Below are 16,053 nucleotides of genomic sequence, written 5' to 3' on the forward strand. Positions count from 1 at the left end.
AAGCTGCGAGCCGGCGCCGATTCGGGGGAGCCGGAACGCGGCCGCCCCCCGAACGAGTACGGCGGGCAGCGGGCCGGAATCGGGGGTGTCAGAGGCGGTTCAGGCCGATGACGTGGACCACGGCGCGGCCCTCCTCGTCGGAGGCGGCCAGGTCGACCTGGGCGTCGATGCCCCAGTCGCCGTCGCCGGCCGGGTCGGAGACGACCTGGCGGACCCGCCAGAACTCCTTCTCCTCCTCGATGCGGAGCAGGCCGGGGCCCCGGGCGTCCGGGCCGGTGCCGATCTCCTCGTGGTCCTCGTAGTAGGCGTCGAGCGCGGCGCCCCAGTCGACGTCGGGGGCCAGTTGCTCCAGCTCCTGCTCGTTCTCCAGAGCGGCCAGTTCGATCAGGCGGAACATCGCGTTGCGGACCAGCACGCGGAACGCGCGGGTGTTGGCGGTGACCGGCTTGGTGCTCTCCTCCAGGGAGGGCGCCTCCAGTTCCCCGGTCGGATTCTGCAGCTGCTCCCACTCGTCCAGAAGGCTGGAGTCGACCTGCCGGACCAGTTCGCCGAGCCACTCGATGAGGTCGACCAGGTCCTCGGTCTTGAGGTGCTCGGGGATGGTCCGCGACAGGGTGCGGTAGGCGTCGGCGAGATAGCGAAGGACCGTGCCCTCGGACCGGGTCAGCTCGTAGAACTGCACGTAGTCGGCGAAGGTCATCGCCCGCTCGTACATGTCGCGGATGACGCTCTTGGGACTCACCGTGTAGTCGCCCACCCAGGGGTGGCCGCGCCGGTAGGTCTCGTACGCGCCCAGCAGCATGTCGGCCAGCGGCATCGGATAGGTCACTTCGTTGAGGAGCTCCATCCGCTCCTCGTACTCGATGCCGTCGGCCTTCATCTGCGCCACCGCCTCGCCGCGCGCCTTGTTGAGCTGCGCGGACAGGATCTGGCGGGGGTCGTCGAGAATCGATTCGATGATCGAGACCATGTCCAGGGCGTAGTTCGGCGCCTGGATGTCGAGCAGTTCGAGGGTGGCCAGCGCGAAGGTGGAGAGCGCCTGGTTCAGCGCGAAGTCCTCCTGCAGGTCAACGGTCAGGCGGGCCATCCGGCCGTGCTCGTCGGGCTCGTCCAGCTTCTCCACCACGCCGCCGGCCAGCAGCGACCGGTAGATCGCGATGGCCTGGCTGATGTGCCGCCGCTGCCACTTGCGGTCCTCGTGGTTGTCGGTGAGCAGGTGGCGCATGGCCGCGTAGCAGTCGCCGGGCCGGTTGATCACCGCGAGGAGCATGGCGTTGCTGACCTTGAACCGGGAGTTCAGCGGCTCCGGTTCGGCGCTCTGCAGCTTCTCGAAGGTCTCCTCGCTCCAGCCCACGAAGCCCTCCGGGGGCTTCTTGCGGGCGAACCCGCGCCGCCTCTTGGGGTCGTCGCCGATCTTGGCCAGTGCCTTCTCGTTCTCCACCACGTGGTCGGGGGCCTGGCAGACGACGTAGCCGATGGTGTCGAATCCGGCCCGCCCGGCCCGCCCGGCGATCTGATGGAACTCGCGGGCGCGCAGCCGCCGCACCTTGTTGCCGTCGTACTTCGACAGCGCGGTGAAGAGCACGGTCCTGATCGGGACGTTGACGCCGACGCCGAGCGTGTCGGTGCCACAGATGACCTTCAGCAGGCCCGCCTGGGCGAGCCGCTCCACCAGGCGGCGGTACTTCGGGAGCATCCCGGCGTGGTGTACGCCGATGCCGTGCCGCACCAGGCGGGAGAGCGCCTTGCCGAACCGGGTGGTGAACCGGAAGTTGCCGATCATGGAGGCGATCGCCTCCTTCTCGGCCTTGGTCGACATGTTGATGCTCATCAGCGCCTGTGCCCGCTCCATGGCCGAGGCCTGGGTGAAGTGGACGACGTAGACCGGGTACTGGTTGGTGGTGAGCATCTCCTCCAGCGTCTCGTGGAGGGGGGTCATCCGGTAGGAGTAGACCAGCGGGACCGGGCGCTCGGTGTTCTTCACCACCGCGGTGGGCCTGCCGGTTCGCCGGGTGAGGTCCTCCTCGAACCTGGTGACGTCGCCCAGTGTCGCCGACATCAGGATGAACTGAACGTTCGGCAGCTCCAGGAGTGGCACCTGCCAGGCCCAACCGCGGTCGGGCTCGGAGTAGAAGTGGAACTCGTCCATCACCACCTGGCCGATGTCGGCCTGGGCGCCGTCGCGCAGCGCGACGTTGGCGAGGATCTCCGCGGTGCAGCAGATGATCGGCGCCCCGGGGTTCACGCTCGCGTCGCCGGTCATCATCCCGACGTTCTCGGTGCCGAAGACCTCGCACAGGTCGAAGAACTTCTCGGACACCAGTGCCTTGATCGGGGCGGTGTAGAAGGTGCGGACGTCCTTGGTCAGCGCGGTGAAGTGGGCTCCGGCGGCGACCAGGCTCTTGCCCGAGCCGGTTGGGGTGGCCAGGATCAGGTTGTTTCCCGAGACCACCTCAATCAGCGCCTCCTCCTGCGCGGGGTAGAGGGTCAGCCCTCGCTCGGAGTTCCATTCGACGAAGGCGTCGAAGATGGCATCGGGATCGGCGTCGATCTCTTCTGGCAGGCGGTCTACAAGGCTCACAGTCCAATACTGCCGAAGAACTTGTGGTGGTCGAACCGGCTGCGGCAATGGATGACATTACATTTCGCGTAAAGTGTGTAACATTATGTAGTTATGATCACTTTTTTCGGCATAAACAGCTAGTAAAAGGACTTGGCGTCGGCTGGAGCGCCGGAGCCGTCAGACGTGCCGCGGGTGATCCGAGGCCGGACGCGGCCCGGGAACGCCCGCCCGTGAGGCGGGTGAGGTGCGAAAGGACGGGCCGGTGAGCGCCAGGCCCGCCACGATCGCGCCCGCCCCGAGCAGGGGAGCCGTCCCCGGGACGAAGCCGATCGCGGTGAGCGTGAGCAGCCCCAGTCCCACCAGCACGGTGGCCACGACGATCCTGGCCATCCCCCCGGTGTACGGCCTGCCCGAGGGGGGCGTCTCGAACCGCGCGAGCCCCCGCAGCAGCGGCCACATCGCCAGGGTGAGCATGAGCAGCCAGTGCGGCCAGCCGGAGACCCAGGCCGAGGTGCCCGGCTCGGGGGTGGAGACTCCCAGGCCCACCACGACCATCGAGACGATGACGAACAGCGCGCTCATGTGCCACAGATAGAGGGTCATCATCCGGCCGCCGGCCCAGCCGAGCGCCCTCGACACCCCGGGCCACTCCGCGAATGAGACGATCCAGCGGCGCAGCGCCAGCGCCAGCCCGATCTGGCCGACCCCGACCGAGAGCAGCGCGAGCGTGGGCGGTGCCATGTTGGAGACGGCGGCACCCGGCATCCCGATCATGCTGAGCGGGTAGGGGCCGAAGGTCACCAGCGCCGCGGCCAGACCGTACCCGGCCAGCGCCAGGATCCAGGAGCGGCCCAGCCGCCCGTCGGCGTACAGGAAGCCGAGCTGGTGCACCGCCAGCCAGATCAGCACGATGTTGGGGAGACCTGTCACCTCCAGGCCGCTGGTGAAGCGCAGGAGATCCACCGCCACCGCCCCCGCCGCCAGCGCGGCCGGCACCCGCCAGCCGTACGCCATGTTGAGCCTGAGCATCGGCGGGGTCAGCGCCACCGCGACAAGATAGATCACCAGGAACCAGAGAAGCTGTCCGGCCAGCCGCGAGGCGGTCGTGACCGGCTGCTCCGGCACGCCGAGCGTCAGGAGCAGATGGGGGAGGGGCAGCCAGACCGCCGCCAGTGGTACCACCGGCCAGGCCAGGCGGCGCAGGCGCGTCGCCAGCCAGGCGGGAGTGGCGTCACCGCGCCGTACGGCGGCGCGCCTGCTGATCGCGCCCGCCGCGCCCCCGGCGAAGAAGACCAGCGGCATCACCTGACTGATCCACGTGATCATCCAGCCGTTCCCGGTGGCCAGCGCGTTGCCGGTGGTGATCCGGCCGTCGGCGAAGGAGAGCACCGGAATGCTCCAGTGCTGGAGCACCACCAGGGCCATGCCGAACACGCGGAGCACGTCGATGAACGGGTCGCGACCGGCGGGCGCCGGTGCCGTGCGGGCTTCCGGACGCGTTGCCGGGCTGGGGATCACGGCGGTCAAAGGGGTCTCGATTCTCGGGGAGGGGGAGCGAAAACCTCAGGAAAGGCTGTGTGAAAAGCCTCCCGCCGGGACCGCCGCGGCGCAGTGACGTATGCATCAGTCTTCTCGCCGGATCCCCCCACCACCGAAGGTAGTGCTGGCCCCACCCCGACAAACGGGTGTGCAGGGTCGCCTGCGGTGGTCCGGCCTCATAGCGTTGACGGCATGAGAACCCTTCTCAGCCGCATCGGCACCGACACCCGCTACCTGCTCGTGGGTTTTCCCCTCTCCGTCATCTGGTTCGTCATCATGGTGGCCGGTTTCGCCGCAGGGACAGGCCTGGCCGTGGTGTTCGTGGGCCTGCCCATCCTGGCGACGACACTCCTGGTCGCCCGGGGCCTCGCGGACGTCGAGCGGCGCTGGCTGCCCGAGGTGCTCGGCCGCCCCGTCGCCAGGCCGAGGTACCGGCCCGCTCCGCAGAGCGCCGGATGGTTCCGCAGGATGATCAATCCGTTGACCAACGGCCAGTCCTGGCTCGACCTGCTCTACGGCATCGTGGCCTTCCCGATCTCCATCGTGACCTTCGTCTTCACGGTGGTCTGGTGGGCCGGGACGATCCTCGGCCTCACCTACCCGCTCTACGGGTGGATCGTCTACGCCATCCCCGGTAACGACGGCGGGCTCGGCCTGCTCCTCGGCCTGGGCGGCGGTCTCTGGGTCGAGGTGGTGATCAACACCGTCATCGGCGTGCTGTTCGCGATCACTCTCTCGCCGGTCGTGCGGAGCGCGGCGCTCGTCCAGGCCGGGCTCGGCAGGGCCATGCTGACCGGGGTGGCCGAGCTGCACGATCGCATCGACGACCTGGCCGAGGGCCGGGCCGCCGCGGTGTCGGCCGAGGCCAACGCGCTGCGCCGGCTGGAGCGTGACATCCATGACGGGCCGCAGCAGCGCCTGGTCTCCCTGGCCATGGACCTGTCACGGGCACAGCGCCAGCTCAAGCGCGATCCGGCGGGAGTCGAGCAGATGCTCGGCCAGGCCATCACCTCCACCCGTGAGACGCTGGACGAGCTGCGTGCCCTCTCGCGCGGCATCGCCCCTCCGATCCTCAGCGACCGCGGCCTGGCCCCCGCGCTCGCCGCGCTCGCCGGGCGCTGCACCGTCCCCGTCGAGCTGGACGTCCAGGTGGAGGGACGATTCCCCGCCGCCGTGGAGAACAGCGTCTACTTCGTCGTCGCGGAGTCCCTCACCAACGTCGCCAAGCACAGCCACGCCACGATCTGCACCGTGACGCTGACCAGGACAGGTGGCTTCCTGATGCTGACAATCGGGGATGATGGGGTCGGCGGCGCACATGTCGCCAAGGGGCATGGCCTGTCCGGTCTCGGTGACCGCCTGAAGGCGGTCGACGGCGAGCTGGTGGTCGATTCACCCGTCGGCGGGCCGACGGTCATAGTGGCGGAGGTTCCGTGCGGGTAGTCGTGGCCGATGACGCGGTGCTCATCAGGGAGGGCCTGATCAGGCTCCTGGAGGAGTTCGGCTGCCAGGTGGTCGCCGCGGTGGGGGACGGTGACCGGCTGGTGGCCGCCGTCGCCGAGCACAGGCCCGACGTCTCGGTGGTGGACGTGCGGATGCCGCCCGGCTTCACGGACGAGGGGCTGCGGGCGGCGGTGGAGGCGCGCCGGAGGGTGCCGGGCGCGCCGGTGCTGATCCTGTCCCAGTACGTGGAGGTCTCCTATGCCGACGACCTGCTCGCCGACGCCAGGGGCGCGGTGGGATACCTGCTCAAGGACCGCGTCGTGGATGTGGACGACTTCATGGCGGGCCTGCGCACCGTCGCGTCCGGTGGTACGGTCTTCGACCCCCAGGTGGTGGCACAGCTGATGGTGCGGCGTCGTCGTGACGACCCTCTCGCCCAGCTCACCCCGCGCGAGCGCGAGGTGCTCGGCCTGATGGCCGAGGGCAGATCCAACCCCGCCATCGGCCGTCAGCTGGTGATCAGCGACGGGGCCGTGGAGAAGCACATCCGCAGCATCTTCGCCAAGCTCGGCCTGTACGCCGAGGACGGCGACCAGCATCGCCGCGTCCTCGCGGTCCTGGCCTACCTGCGTTCCTGACCTCGCCGGTCCCGCCCGGCGCACCTCGGCGTCGGTACGGTCACGTCGGATGCCCGCTCGACAGGCTCCGGGCACGCGACCGGGCCCGGCTCGTGACCGTCGCCCACGACTTGGGCCCGGCCACCTGCCATCGGACGACGGTCAGTTCGTCCGTTCCGGATATCCGTTGGCGACGAGCCACGCCACCGGCACTTCCGGGGACGTCCGGGAGCGTCGGGACGTATCCGCCGACCAGGTGGTGCCGCTGCCCCCTGCCCGCCGGCTGGAACGCCGCGACAGCCGGGCCGCCGTCCACCGTGCGTGCTGTTACTCGATCGTGACTTGACGTCCTCTGTTGCGCGCGAGTTACATTCCTCTAACTCCGTAAACGTTTTCAGTAAGTCATCAAGGTCATCGTAATCGTTTACAGAAAGGCGTGGTCTCTGTGAGCGACGGGCCGACGATCACCACGATCGCGGAGCGGGCGGGCGTCTCGATCGCCTCGGTCTCCCGCGTCCTCAACGGTTTGCCGACCCGTGAGAACACCGTGCGCCGGGTGCTCAGCGCGGCTGAGGAGCTGGGGTACGTCCCCAACTCGGTGGCCCGGTCGCTGAAGTCGCGCCGGACCAACCAGGTGGCCTTCGCGATGGCGGACATCGGCAACCCGGTCTACCTGGCGATGGTCCGTGAGATCCAGCCGGTGCTGAAGGCCGCCGGATACCGTCTCGTGCTGCACTCCACGGACGCGGACGTCGCCGACGAGATCGACGTGCTCCGCAGCCTCGGCGAGCGCTACGTGGACGGGCTGATCATGATCCCGCTCAGGGTGAGTGAGGCGCATCTGAAGGCCGTCGAGGCGGCCCGCGCCCCCGTCGTCATCATCGGCTCGGTGCCGGACGGCACGCGGGTGGACAACATCCGCACCGACTCCCGCACCGGCGTACGGCTGGCGCTGGACCACCTCCACTCCCTGGGACGCCGCCGGATCGGGTTCGTCAACGGCCCGCTGGACACGGTCCCCGGTTCGGCCCGGTCCACCGCCTACGCCGAGGCGCTCACCGCCCTCGGCCTGCCGTATGACGAGAACCTGGTGGAGATCGGTGACTTCTACCGCGCCGAGGGCGCGGCCGCGGTGAGCCGGTTGCTGGCCAGGGCACCCGACCTGGACGCGATCATGTGTGCCAACGATCTGATCGCGCTCGGCGCCCTGGACGTCCTGCGCCGGACCGGCCGCCGGGTGCCCGAGGACGTGGCGGTGGCCGGCATGGACGACATCGACATGGCCGCGGTCGCCTGGCCCGCCCTGACCAGCGTCTCCCTCGGCTCGGCCGAGCGGGGCAGGGCGGCGGCGGAACTGCTTCTGGACCGGCTGGGCAACGGCGAGCGGGAGCCCAGAGTGGTCACCGTGCCGCCCCGCCTGGTGGTCAGGGCCTCGACCACAGGAGAGGAGACGCCGTGACCCTCACCGCCGACCGGCCGGTCAGGACGGCGAGCCCGAGGAAACCCCGGAAGGGCGGGCGGCAGGGGCGTGAGGCGCTGCTGCTGATGCTGCCCGCGCTGGTGCCCGTGCTGGTGTTCAGCGTGGGGCCGCTGCTCTACGGGATCTTCCTGGCGTTCACCGACGCGCGCTCCGGGCGCAACTCGGTCACCTCGTTCGTCGGGCTGTCGAACTTCGGAGACCTGCTCTCCGACGGGGACTTCTGGGCGTCGTTCCGGATCGGGATGATCTGGGCGGTCTCGGTGACGGTGCTGCAGTTCCTGGCCTCGCTGGGGCTGGCCCTGCTGCTCAACCAGGATCTGCGGTTCCGGGGGTTCGCCCGGGTGCTGGCCATGGTGCCGTGGGCGATGCCGCCGGTGGTCATCGGGCTGATGTGGCGGCTGGTCTACCATCCGGACGCCGGGATCCTCAACGGCATGCTGGGCACCGAGATCGACTGGCTCAACGACTTCTCCATCGCGCTGCCCGCGGTGATCGTCGTCGGGATCTGGACCGGCATGCCGCAGACCACGGTGGTGCTGCTGGCCGGGCTGCAGGGCGTTCCCAAGGAGCTGTACGAGGCGGTCGAGGTGGACGGCGCGGGTGTCTGGCGCAGGTTCTGGAACATCACGCTGCCCCAGCTCCGCCCGGTCATCGTGGCCATCACCTCACTGGACTTCGTCTGGAACATCAACCAGTTCGGGCTGGTCTACGTTCTCACGCAGGGCGGCCCGGGAGGCCAGACCCGCCTGCCCATGTTGTTCGCCTACGAGGAGGCCTTCCGCTACGGCTTCTTCGGCTACGCGGCCACCCTGGGCGTGGCGATCGTGATCGTCGTGCTGGCCGTGCTGGGCGCCTACCTCTGGCGGCAGATGCGGGAGGCGAGCTGACATGGGCAAGGCGTTGCGTTATCTGGCCCTGGCCGGTTACATCGTCTTCCTGGCGTTCCCGCTGGTCTGGCTGCTGTCCACGGCACTGAAGACGCCGCAGGAGATGGCGAGCCTGGACCCGACGTGGATCCCGCGCTCACCGACGCCGGCCAACTTCGCCGACGCCTTCGCCGAGCAGGACCTGGTCGGCAGCGGGGTGCGCAGCCTCGTCGTCGCGGTGGCCAGCGCGGTGCTCACCGTGGTCCTGGCGCTGCCCGCCGCCTACGCGCTGGCCCGCTACCGCTCGCTGGTCAACCGGATCGCGATCGGATGGGTGCTGGTCAGCCAGGTCTTCCCGTTCATCCTGATCATCATCCCGCTGTTCATGGTGCTGCGCAGGCTGGACCTGGTGAACACGCTGCCCGGCCTGACCGTCGTGCACGTCACCTTCACGCTGCCGTTCGCGCTGTGGATGCTCCAGGGATACGTGCGTGCCGTACCGCGTGAGCTGGAGGAGGCCGCCGCGGTGGACGGGGCCGGGCGGGTGCGGTCGCTGCTGAGCGTCGTCGCCCCGCTGCTGGCCCCCGGTGTGGTCGCGACCCTGCTGTTCTCGTTCATCTCCTCCTGGAACGAGTTCCTGTTCGCCTTGATCGTCCTCAAGGACCCGGATGTGGCGACCCTGCCGCTGACGCTGGTGAAGTTCACCGGCGCGGAGGGGGTCGTGCGCCTCGGGCCGCTCGCCGCAGCCTCGCTTCTGGCGACGATCCCGAGCCTGGTGTTCTTCGCATTCATCCAGCGACGGCTGAAGTCCGGCCTGATGGCCGGGGCCGTCAAGGGATAGCCCCACCCCCCGATAGGAGAAGTCATATGCGCATGAGGGTCGTGCTGGCCGCAGGCCTCCTCGTCCTGGCCGCCGGATGCGGTTCGGAATCGCCCGCGGCCGCCCCCGATGAGCCGGTGACGATCAAATTCCAGAGCCTCGCCTGGCAGAAGGAGTCGATCGCCGCCAACAAGCAGCTCGTCGAGGAGTGGAACAAGGCCAACCCCAAGATCCAGGTCGAGTACATCCAGGGAAGCTGGGACAACGTCAACGACCAGCTCGTCACCTCCTTCGAGGCGGGCGACCCCCCGGACGTCATCCATGACGACTCCCCGGCCCTGGCCGGCTTCGCCAACCGCGGCTACCTGCTGGACCTCAAGGACAAGGTTCCGGCCGAGCTGAAGGGCGACATCCCGCAGAGCGCCTGGGACACCGTCACCTTCGGCGACGGCAAGGGCGGGGAGGGCGTGTACGGCGTGCCGTTCCTGCAGGAGTCGCAGGTCATCATCGGAAACAAGAAGCTGCTCGACAAGGCCGGCGTGCGGATCCCGGCCCCGGACAGCCCGTGGACGTGGGACGAGTTCGCCGAGATCTCCAAGAAGCTCACCAAGGGCGACGCCTACGGTGTCGCCTGGCCGATGAAGTCGCCGGTCAACAAGGTGCTCAACCTGGGCCTGAACTTCGGCGGCACCTTCTTCCAGACCGACGCCGGCGGCAAGACGACGGTGAAGGTGGGCGCCGAGGAGCGCGAGGTGCTCCAGCGCATCCACGACCAGCTCCACAAGGACAGGTCCGCCGACCCGTCCGCGCTCGGCATGGGCTCCGCCGACCCGTTGCCCGGCTTCTACGCCGGCAAGTACGCGATGCTGCCCGCCGGTGTCTACCTGCGCCAGCAGGTCGTGGAGCAGGCGCCGGACGGCTTCGAGTGGATCACCCTCCCGCCGCTGAAGGGTGTCACCGCCGAGCAGGGCGCCGTCTCGCAGACGCTGTCGGTCGCCGCGGACAGCAAGTATCCCGAGCAGTCGCTGAAGTTCATCTCCTTCTTCCTCAACGGCTCCAACCAGGTCAAGCTCGCCAAGGGCGACTGGCTGCTGCCGACCTCTGTCAAGGCCGCGGGCGACCCCGCCATGACGACCGAGGAGAACGGCTGGAACGTGGCGACCGCATCGGCCAAGAACCTCGTGGTCGCGCCGTTCCTGAAGGTCAACGGCTTCGACGAGTGGAAGAGCAAGGTGGCCACGCCGGCCCTGCAGCAGTACTTCGCCAACAAGATCACCCTCGACGAGACGGCGAAGAAGCTGGTCGACGAGGGCAACAAGGTGCTGGAGCGGTACAACCAGTGACGTTGACACATCGGGGGCGCGCCCGGGGGTGTCTGCTCGGCCTCGCGGCCGGCGACGCCCTCGGGCGGCCGGCGGAGAACCTCTCGCCCGAACAGATCGCCGCCCGCTGGGGGAGGCTGACCGAGATCGACGGCGGCGGCACCGACGACACCGAGTACACCATCTTCGCGGCCTCCCTGCTCATACGGCACGGATACGCGCTGACCTCCCAGGATGTCGCCCAGGCCTACCACCAGGAGATCATCCCGCTGATCGACGGACCGATGAAGGGCGCGGGCTTCTCCGAGCTCGGTGCCATCCAGGCACTCCGGCAGGGACTCCGGCCACCGCTGACCGGCCAGTGGCACCGCCACGGCTGGTCGGACGGCCTGGCCATGCGCGCCGCACCGTACGGGATCTTCGCTGCGGGTGACCCCGGCGAGGCCGCCCGTCTGGTGGAGGTCGACGGCAGCGTGAGCAACGCGGGGGAGGGCATCCTCGGCGGCCGTGCGGTCGCCGGGGCGGTGGCCGCCGCGATGGCGGGCGCCTCCCCGGACGAGGCGGTCACGGCCGGCCTCGGCGTGATCCCCGAGGACTCGTGGACCGCCCGCAGCGTCAACCGCGCCCGCGAGGCCCTCGGCCCCGGATCCGGCGACGTCGCCGGGCGGCTGCACGAGGCGGTCGTGGTCCGGCACTACCCGTGGACGGACCTGGCTCCCGAAGCCGTCGCCCTCGCCTTCGCCGCCTACCTGATGGGCGAGGGAGAGGTCGAGGAGTCCGTGGTGATCGCGGCGAATCTGGGACGGGACGCCGACACCACCGCGGCCATCGCCGGCGCCCTCGCCGGAGCGGGACGCGGCGAGGCGGCGGTGCCGGAGCGGTGGGCACGGCAGATCGGCCCGGTCGAGGGGCGCTGCCTGCCGGTGACCGCGGGACGGCACGTGCTCGACATGGCCGATCAGCTCGTGGAAGGGAGGTAGGGCGATGATGTCGGGGGACAGGATCCTGGGGGCGTTCGCCGGTCTGGCGATGGGCGACGCGGCGGGATGGCCGTCGTCACGGCACCGGGCGGGGGTGCACGCACCGTGGAGCAGACGCCTCCACCGCGAGCTCGACGCCTTCGCCGAGGAGCATCGGGTGACCACTCTGCCGGTGCCGTTCGCGCTCAACCAGCCGGTCGCGCCGCTGGTGATGGGGCCGTCCGACGACGCCGAATGGCTCGCCTGGACCGTGCTCACCATCGACGAGGACCGCGCGGAGGCGTTCGCCGGTCTGACCGGCAGGGACGACGTCAGGGCGCGGATCTCGGTGCGGACCGCGCTGGACAACCTCGCGCGCGGCCTCGGCCCTCCCGCCAGCGGGCACGACAACCCGCACTTCTTCGACGACGCCGCGACCGTGCGGGCGGTCGCCTTCGGGGCCGCCGGGCTGGACCCCACGGCCGACGCCCAGGTCACCAACGCCGGTGACGGCGTGCTCGGAGCCGTCGCGATGGCCCGGGCGATCGGCGTCCTGGTGGACGGCGGTCCGATGGGCGAAGCCGTGCGGGCCGCGTTGGAGGCGCTTCCCGATGACACCGTCATCGGCCGCGCGACCCGCGTCGCGCTCGCGGTCGCGCGTGAGGCGGGCGATCCGTTCGCGGCGGTGCCCGCGCTGGACGCGGCGCTGTTCGACCACGTCTACAGCTACGGGGTAGCCGCCGCCGAGACGCTCCCGGTGGCCCTCGCGCTGGCGGAGGTCTCCGGCGGCTCGATACGCACCGCCGTACCGGCCGCCGCCTGCCTGGCCGCCGCGGCGGACTCCGCGCCCGCGCTGACCGGCGCGCTGACCGGCGCGTTCACCGGCCACGACGCGCTGCCCCGAGGGTGGAGCACCACCCTGACGGGTTGCTGCCTACCCGAACTGGCGGGAATCGATCTACTGGACATCGCGAGGGGACGGATCGGATGAGTACAGCGGGCAGGGGCATGCTTGAGGACAAGGCCGTGGGATGCGTTGCGGGTGCCGCGGTCGGCGACGCCCTCGGCGGCGCCACCGAGGGCTGGACGCCCGAACAGATCCACGAGCGTTACGGCGGGTACGTCGAGGGCCTGGTCCCGCCGTACTTCGAGGACTGGCGGAACGCCCGCCCCATCGCGCCCTACCACAAGGGTGACGGCCACATCACCGACGACACCCTGATGACCCACGCGCTGATCCGGGTCTACGAGCGGGTCGGGGGCCACCTGGACGCCTACGCGGCGGCCGAGCACCTGGTACCGGAGATGATGGGGGAGAAGCGCTGGATCCCGGAACTGGAGGCCGAGACGCTGCTACTGCAGCGGGTCTTCCTGGCGGAGAAGTGGCTGGTGCTGCGGCTGCACTACGGTCATGCGGACCCGCGTGAGGCGGGCGTGGGCAACATCGTCAACTGCGGTGCCGCGATGTACATGGCACCGGTCGGCGTGGTGAACGCCGCCGACCCCGACGCCGCCTACGCCGAGGCGATCGAGCTTGCCGGCGCCCACCAGTCCAGTTACGGCCGGGAGGCGGCCGGGGTGCTCGCCGCCGCGGTGGCCGAGGCCATGCGCCCGGGGGCGACGCCTGACTCGGTGGTCGCCGCCTGCCTGCGGCTGGCACGGGACGGTACCAAGGCGGCCATCGACGCGGTGTGTTCGGTGGCCCGCGGCCTCGGCCACTGGGACGGCTCCTTCGAGGCGCTGCGCGCCGCCATGAAGCCCTACGACACGGTCGCCGACACCTACCGTGACCAGGGTCTCGGCGCCCGCCGCCCGAGCCGCCTGCACAGCATCGAGGAACTCCCACTCGCCCTGGCCTTCCTGCTGATCGCCAAGGGCGACTACCGCGACACCGTCCTCGGCGGCGTCAACTACGGCCGCGACGCCGACTCCATCGCCTCCATGGGCGGCGCCGTCGCCGGAGCCCTCGGCGGGCGCGAGGCCGTCCCGGCCGACTGGGTGGAGCAGATCTCCACCGCCAGCCGCATCGACCTTCTCACCCCCGGCCTGAGCCTGGCCCGCGTCGCCCGCCGCATCCACGGCGCGGACCTGGAACGCCGCCGCGCCCACGAGTCCGCCTTCGCCGCCCTCGCCGGGGACGCCGGATGATCAGGCTGACCTGGGTACAGCCGGAGGACCTGGTCGGCCACGAGCTGCGCCAGGCCGCCGAGGACGGCCGCGAGGTGACGGAGATCGCCGCGCGCTGGCAGGCCGCGGGAGGACACGACGCCCCGACCCGGGCGGGAGCCTCGCCAGAGGCCCCTCCGGTACGGCTGCGCCGCCTGGCCGAGGACCTGCTCGACGAGCTGGCCGCGATCCCGTCCCCGCTCGCCGAGCCCTCCACCCTGGCCGAGATCGTCACAGCCTGCCCGAGGTGGCCGTCACAAAGGGGCACGGCCACCTCGGGCACACAGGTCATGGACCGGATGCTCGGCGCGTGGCTCGGCCGGGCGGCGGGCTGCGTGCTGGGCAAGCCGGTGGAGAAGATCCCCCGGGAGGGGATCAGGGCGATCGCCGAGGCGACAGGGAACTGGCCGATCCGAGGATGGTTCACCGCCAGGGGGCTTCCCGCCGAGATCGGCCGGCGCTGGCCGTGGAACCGTCGCAGCGCCGTCAACAGCCTCGCCGAGAACATCGACGGCGTCCCCGAGGACGACGACCTCAACTTCGCGCTGCTCGCCCTGGCCCTGCTGGAGCGGCGCGGCCGGGGGTTCGGCACCGACGACGTCGCGCGGCTCTGGCTGGACGAGTTGCCCGGCGGCCGGGTCTTCACCGCCGAGCGCGCCGCCTACCGCAACCTGCTGGCCGGCCTGGAACCGCCCGCCCCCCACGACCCGCGGGCTCTCTCCACGGCGACCTTCCGCAACCCGTTCCGGGAGTGGATCGGTGCGCTGATCAGGGCCGACGTCTACGGCTGGGCCAACCCCGGCGATCCGGCCACGGCCGCGGAGTTCGCCTGGCGCGACGCGCGGCTCAGCCACACCGCTAACGGGATCTACGGTTCCATGTTCGTGGCGGCGATGTGCGCCACGGCGCTGACGGCCTCCTCCGTCGAGGAGGTGGTCGCCGCCGGACTCGCCGTGATCCCGCCGGACTCCCGCCTGGCCGCCGCCGTACGGCAGGCCGCCGAGGACGCGCACCGGGAACCGGACTTCGAACGGGTCGTCGACCGGCTCCACGCACGCCACGGGGAGCTGCACTGGGTCCACACGATCAACAACGCCGCACTGATCACGGCGGCACTGGTCCACGGCCGGGGTGACTTCACCGCCTCGATCGCCGGCGCCGTGGCGGGCGGCTGGGACACCGACTCGGCGGGGGCGACCGTGGGTTCGATCGTCGGCGCGCTGCGCGGCGCGTCGGGAATCCCGGAGGGGTGGTCGTTGAAGAACCGGCTGTCCAGTAGCATCAGCGGGTTCGACGGCATCGGCCTGGACGAGCTGGCCCGCCGTACGCTGGCCCTGGGGGCGGAGGAATCATGATCTCGGTGTTCGGCAGCGTCAACATGGACCTGGTGGCCTATGTCGATGTCGTACCCGCGCTCGGCGAGACCGTGACCGGTCGCGCCTTCAGCACGGTTCCCGGCGGCAAGGGCGCCAACCAGGCCATCGCCGCCGCGCGGGCGGGTGCCAAGGTGGCCTTCCTCGGGGCCGTGGGTGACGACGACTTCGGGACCGAGATGCGCAGGACGCTCGCCGAGGCGGGCGTCGACGTGACGGACCTGCGCACGGTCCCCGGCCCCTCGGGCATCGCCCAGATCGTGGTGGACGGCGGCGGCGGCAACTCGATCATCGTGGTTCCCGGTGCCAACGGGACCGTGACCGCTCCCACCGAGGCCGAGATTGAGGTCATCTCCCGCTCCGACGTGCTCCTGCTGCAGCTGGAGCTCCCCATCGAGGCGGTCACCGCCGCCGCCAGGGCCGCCCGCGCCGCCGGGACCACGGTGGTCCTCACCCCCGCACCCGTCCAGCCCCTGCCCGCTGAGCTGCTGGAGGCGGTGGACATCCTGGTGGCCAACGAGCACGAGGCCGTCGCGATCACCGGTCAGGCTGACCACGAGCGCGCCCTGGAGGAGCTGAGGGGCACGGTCGGCTGGGTGATCATCACGCTGGGGGCGCGCGGCGCGCTCACTTCCGCTGGCGACGAGGCCGCCGTGTGGGTCGAGGCGCCCAGGGTGAACGCGGTGGACACCACGGCCGCGGGCGACACCTTCGTGGGCGCCCTCGCCGTGGCCCACCTCGAGGAGCAGCCCGCCGACCGGGCCGTCCGCTTCGCCACCGCGGCGGCGGGCCTGTCCGTCCAGCGCGCGGGTGCCAGCAGTTCGATGCCCACCCGCGCCGAGATCGACCGGAGCCTTTCCACGGCCGGTGCCTGACATCCGGCGGGGATTTCCCGGCCGACCTCG

At 70.6% G+C, this 16,053-nt stretch carries 13 protein-coding genes; 11 read left to right on the plus strand and 2 right to left on the minus strand.

The features are described from left to right. Window positions 1–88: 88 nt before the first annotated feature. Both ACWD3H_RS04960 and ACWD3H_RS04965 read right to left on the minus strand, forming a co-directional pair. On the minus strand, window positions 89–2,581 hold the full coding sequence (locus ACWD3H_RS04960) for a DEAD/DEAH box helicase (RefSeq protein WP_355548450.1): 2,493 nt from the start codon (window positions 2,579–2,581) through the stop codon (window positions 89–91). Between the two features lie 159 nt (window positions 2,582–2,740). Next, window positions 2,741–4,081: an acyltransferase family protein gene (locus ACWD3H_RS04965; RefSeq protein ID WP_451954150.1), complete on the minus strand. Its 1,341-nt coding sequence runs from the start codon at window positions 4,079–4,081 to the stop codon at window positions 2,741–2,743. Window positions 4,082–4,294: 213 nt separating this feature from the next. Here ACWD3H_RS04965 and ACWD3H_RS04970 point away from each other — a divergent pair, with 213 nt between their 5' ends. The 11 genes from ACWD3H_RS04970 to rbsK all read left to right on the plus strand — a co-directional run bounded on the left by ACWD3H_RS04970 (window position 4,295) and on the right by rbsK (window position 16,023). Beyond that, window positions 4,295–5,545: a sensor histidine kinase gene (locus ACWD3H_RS04970; RefSeq protein ID WP_355548453.1), complete on the plus strand. Its 1,251-nt coding sequence runs from the start codon at window positions 4,295–4,297 to the stop codon at window positions 5,543–5,545. Continuing rightward, window positions 5,536–6,183 (plus strand): response regulator transcription factor, encoded by a 648-nt coding sequence (locus ACWD3H_RS04975; RefSeq protein ID WP_355548456.1) that lies wholly within the window; start codon window positions 5,536–5,538, stop codon window positions 6,181–6,183. The genes ACWD3H_RS04970 and ACWD3H_RS04975 overlap by 10 nt, the downstream gene beginning before the upstream one ends. A gap of 424 nt (window positions 6,184–6,607) precedes the next feature. Next, a complete protein-coding gene (locus ACWD3H_RS04980; protein WP_355615180.1) occupies window positions 6,608–7,621 on the plus strand; it encodes a LacI family DNA-binding transcriptional regulator in 1,014 nt (337 codons plus the stop codon). Next, window positions 7,618–8,529 carry a carbohydrate ABC transporter permease gene (locus ACWD3H_RS04985; RefSeq protein WP_355548462.1) on the plus strand — a complete coding sequence of 304 codons (912 nt, stop codon included), beginning with the start codon at window positions 7,618–7,620 and terminating at the stop codon, window positions 8,527–8,529. The genes ACWD3H_RS04980 and ACWD3H_RS04985 overlap by 4 nt, the downstream gene beginning before the upstream one ends. Before the next feature lies 1 nt (window position 8,530). After that, complete coding sequence (locus tag ACWD3H_RS04990; RefSeq protein ID WP_451954064.1) at window positions 8,531–9,349, plus strand: carbohydrate ABC transporter permease; 819 nt, start codon at window positions 8,531–8,533, stop codon at window positions 9,347–9,349. A gap of 26 nt (window positions 9,350–9,375) precedes the next feature. Further along, window positions 9,376–10,671 (plus strand): ABC transporter substrate-binding protein, encoded by a 1,296-nt coding sequence (locus ACWD3H_RS04995; protein WP_355548468.1) that lies wholly within the window; start codon window positions 9,376–9,378, stop codon window positions 10,669–10,671. Further along, the gene (locus ACWD3H_RS05000; protein WP_451954065.1) at window positions 10,668–11,630 is read left to right on the plus strand and encodes an ADP-ribosylglycohydrolase family protein; all 963 of its coding nucleotides are present in this window, start codon (window positions 10,668–10,670) and stop codon (window positions 11,628–11,630) included. Before ACWD3H_RS04995 ends, ACWD3H_RS05000 begins: the two co-directional genes overlap by 4 nt. A gap of 4 nt (window positions 11,631–11,634) precedes the next feature. After that, complete coding sequence (locus ACWD3H_RS05005) at window positions 11,635–12,600, plus strand: ADP-ribosylglycohydrolase family protein (RefSeq protein ID WP_451954066.1); 966 nt, start codon at window positions 11,635–11,637, stop codon at window positions 12,598–12,600. Continuing rightward, a complete protein-coding gene (locus tag ACWD3H_RS05010) occupies window positions 12,597–13,757 on the plus strand; it encodes an ADP-ribosylglycohydrolase family protein (RefSeq protein WP_451954067.1) in 1,161 nt (386 codons plus the stop codon). The genes ACWD3H_RS05005 and ACWD3H_RS05010 overlap by 4 nt, the downstream gene beginning before the upstream one ends. Then, complete coding sequence (locus tag ACWD3H_RS05015) at window positions 13,754–15,130, plus strand: ADP-ribosylglycohydrolase family protein (RefSeq protein ID WP_451954068.1); 1,377 nt, start codon at window positions 13,754–13,756, stop codon at window positions 15,128–15,130. The genes ACWD3H_RS05010 and ACWD3H_RS05015 overlap by 4 nt, the downstream gene beginning before the upstream one ends. Next, window positions 15,127–16,023: a ribokinase gene (rbsK, locus tag ACWD3H_RS05020; RefSeq protein ID WP_355548483.1), complete on the plus strand. Its 897-nt coding sequence runs from the start codon at window positions 15,127–15,129 to the stop codon at window positions 16,021–16,023. The genes ACWD3H_RS05015 and rbsK overlap by 4 nt, the downstream gene beginning before the upstream one ends. The last annotated feature ends 30 nt before the right edge of the window (window positions 16,024–16,053 follow it).

The sequence above is a fragment of the Streptosporangium sp. NPDC002607 genome, assembly GCF_053592655.1.